Origin of the sequence: Christensenella sp. (assembly GCF_034927525.1) — a bacterium.
Classification (GTDB): domain Bacteria; phylum Bacillota; class Clostridia; order Christensenellales; family Christensenellaceae; genus Christensenella.
On sequence record NZ_JAYFPU010000128.1, the window covers coordinates 1 to 3,346 of the forward strand.

The following is a 3,346-nucleotide window of genomic DNA, read 5'->3' on the forward strand; positions in this document are numbered from 1 at the left end:
TTTTTGTTTCTATGGAGTTTTGTTGTTTTTAGGAAATAATATTTGGTTTTTTGCTTTTGTTTTCTGTATTTTTATTGTACAACAAAGAATAATTTGCGTCAACCGGACAATGAAATCCAATGGAATTCCTTTTCAAACTACTACATTTTGTGATAAAATATAAGAAATGAAACCAAATCCTGTGGAAAGCATGATTTTTTGCATCTGTTCCGCAGGGCGGCGTAACAGGAGGACAAAACGTGTTTTCATTGGAGCAATTAAAAGAATTTTTGACGGAGAACAAGGCTGATTTCGAGATCATTTCTCATGACGAGCCGATTATCACCATAGAGGACGCCGGAAAACATTTCCCGCTTGAAGAATGCGCGCCCGTGTTTGTCGTACAGGCCGACCAGAGCCTCGCTGTGCTCATCATGAACGCCCAGCGCGGTCAGGTCAACCTGAAAGTATTGGCGGCAGAGCACCATTATCATACCCTGCAATTGGCGAACCCCAAGGTCGTCGCACAGGCCACGGGTTATAAAACAGGCAATATCCCGCTCATCGGACACAACCTGCCCTGCCTGTTTGACAAGAGCCTCACCATCCACGATTACATCTACGGCGGCACGGGCGACGAGCTCCACACACTAAAGATCAAGCCCGAGGACGTGATCCGCTTAAACCGCATGCTCGGTTTTGTAGAATAACAAAAGCCGCCTGCACAAACGCATGGCGGCTTTTTTGTTGTCCTTAAATCTTGTTACGAAGCAGCGATCACCGGAGCGGCAAACTGGCTGTTGTACAGGTCGGCATAAAAACCGCTTTGCCTAAGCAGCTCTTCGTGCGTGCCCTGCTCCACGATGTCGCCGTCCTTCATCACTAAGATGAGGTCTGCGTCCTTGATCGTCGACAGCCGGTGCGCGATCACAAAGCTTGTCCTGCCCTCCATCAACGCATCCATCGCCCTTTGTATCAGCGCCTCGGTACGCGTATCGACAGAGCTTGTCGCTTCGTCGAGTATCAGCATGTCCGGGTCTGCCAAAATCGCGCGGGCAATGGTCAGCAGCTGCTTTTGCCCCTGCGAGATATTGGAAGCGTCCTCATTGAGCACCATCTCATAGCCGTGCGGCAGTGCCTTGATAAAGTGATCCGCGTGCGCGGCCTTCGCCGCGGCGATCACTTCTTCGTCCGTCGCGTCCATACGCCCATAGCGGATGTTTTCCATGATCGTGTCGTTATACAGCCACGTATCCTGCAGCACCATTCCAAAGTGCCGGCGCAGGTCTGCACGCGTAAAGTCCATTGCGTCGTGCCCGTCGATCAATATCCTACCGCCGTTCAAATCGTAAAAGCGCATCAGCAGCTTGATCATCGTCGTTTTTCCGGCGCCCGTAGGCCCTACGATCGCGATCTTCTGCCCCGGCTTCACCTGTGCGGAAAAATCGTTGATGATGATCTTTTCCGGCGTATAGCCGAAATGCACGTTTTCAAACGTAACGTTTCCTTCTACATCATCGAGCTTGATCGGATTCTCCGTATCCGGCGTTTCCTCTTTTTCATTGATGAACTCAAACACGCGTTCCGCCGCTGCCGCCGTCTGCTGCAAAATGTTGGAGATATTCGCAAGCTGCGACAGGGGCATCGTGAAGCTGCGCACGTATTGCACGAACGACTGGATGTTACCGACCGTGATGGTACCGTTCGCCGCCAAGTATCCGCCCAGCACGCACACCGCCACATAACCGAGGTTGCCGATAAAGCCCATGATGGGCTGCATCATGCCGGACATAAAGTTTGCCTTCCACGCCGCGTTATACAACTTGCCGTTTTCTTCGTTGAACACCGCGATGCTTTCCTCTTCGCCGTTATAGGCAGAGATCACGTTGTGTCCCGCGTACATTTCTTCCACGTGCCCGTTGACCGTACCCAGGTATTCCTGCTGCTGTTTGAAGAACTTCTGCGAGCGCTTGACCACCTGGAAGATGAGCACCAACGCGATGGGGATGATGCACACCACCACCACCGTCATCAGCCAGCTGATCGTCAGCATCATGACGATCACGCCGATCACCATCGTCACCGATGTGATGATCTGCGACAAGCTCTGGTTTAGCGTCTGGTTGATCGTATCCACGTCGTTTGTCACGCGCGACAGCACGTCGCCATGGCTGTTTTTGTCGAAATACGAAAGTGGGAGCGTGTTCATCTTTTCGCTGATGTCCTTACGCAAACGGTAGGTCACCTTCATGGAAACGCCCGTCATGATGAAACCCTGAATGTAGCTGAAAAGCGCCGATATCCCGTACAGCACGATCAACATGATCAGTATCTGGCCAATCTGTGTAAAGTCGATCCCTTCCCCGCTGCCGCTGATCTGCCCCATTACGCCGTTAAACAATACCGTCGTTGCGTTACCCATCAGCTTGGGGCCGATGATCGAAAAGATCGTGGACGCGATCGCGAAGATGAATACGACCACCACCGCCGCTTTGTATTTGCCGATATATTTCAGCAGGCGGCCCATCGAGCCTTTAAAATCCTTTGCCTTGGCGCCCATCATCGGTACGCCGGGAGGGCCGCCGCCCATTTGTTGTTTCTTGCCTCCTACCGGAGGCCGCTTTTTTGTATGTTCACTCATTTGTCAGTTCCTCCTCCGAAAGCTGTGACAACGCGATCTCGCGATACTCTTCGCAGGTCTGCATTAGTTCCTTGTGCGTTCCTTTGCCCACGATGCGCCCTTCGTCTAAAACGATGATCTGCTGCGCATCCATGATCGTTCCTACGCGCTGCGCAATGATAAGCACCGTCTTATCTTTGGTCTTATCTTTGATCGCGCCCCGGAGCGTTGCGTCTGTCTTGAAGTCGAGCGCCGAGAAGCTATCGTCAAAGATATAGATGTTTGGGTCTTTGACCAGTGCGCGCGCAATAGAGAGCCGCTGCTTCTGTCCGCCCGAAACGTTTGCGCCGCCTTGCGAGATGCCGCCATCAAACCCGTTCGGCCCTTTTCTGATAAACTCCATCGCCTGCGCCTCTTCCGCCGCTTTTTCAAGCTGTTCGTCCGTCGCACCTTCGTCGCCCAGCCTTAAGTTGGAAGCGACCGTGCCTGAGAACAGCACCGACTTTTGCGGCACATAGCCGAGCTGGTCGCGCAGATCGTGACGCGTTACGTCGCGTACGTCCACACCGTCGATCGTTACGCTGCCGCTTGTCACGTCATAAAAGCGCGGGATCAGGTTTGCTACAGTAGATTTGCCCGATCCGGTAGAACCAATGAACGCGGTCGTCTCGCCCGGCCTTGCGACAAAATTGATGTCTGTCAGCACATTTGCGTCTGCGCCCGGATAGGCAAAGTTCACGTTTTTGA

At 52.6% G+C, this 3,346-nt stretch carries 3 protein-coding genes; 1 reads left to right on the forward strand and 2 read right to left on the reverse strand.

The features are described 5' to 3' along the window. Positions 1-239: 239 nt before the first annotated feature. A complete protein-coding gene (locus VB081_RS05225) occupies positions 240-689 on the forward strand; it encodes an aminoacyl-tRNA deacylase (RefSeq protein WP_323399782.1) in 450 nt (149 codons plus the stop codon). A 53-nt stretch (positions 690-742) separates the two neighbouring features. Here VB081_RS05225 and VB081_RS05230 read toward each other — a convergent pair whose 3' ends face one another. Further along, positions 743-2,620, reverse strand: a complete 1,878-nt coding sequence (locus VB081_RS05230; RefSeq protein WP_323399783.1) for an ABC transporter ATP-binding protein — start codon at positions 2,618-2,620, stop codon at positions 743-745. Then, a partial coding sequence (locus VB081_RS05235) for an ABC transporter ATP-binding protein (RefSeq protein ID WP_323399784.1) occupies positions 2,613-3,346 on the reverse strand: 734 nt, incomplete at its 5' end. The genes VB081_RS05230 and VB081_RS05235, both read right to left, overlap by 8 nt.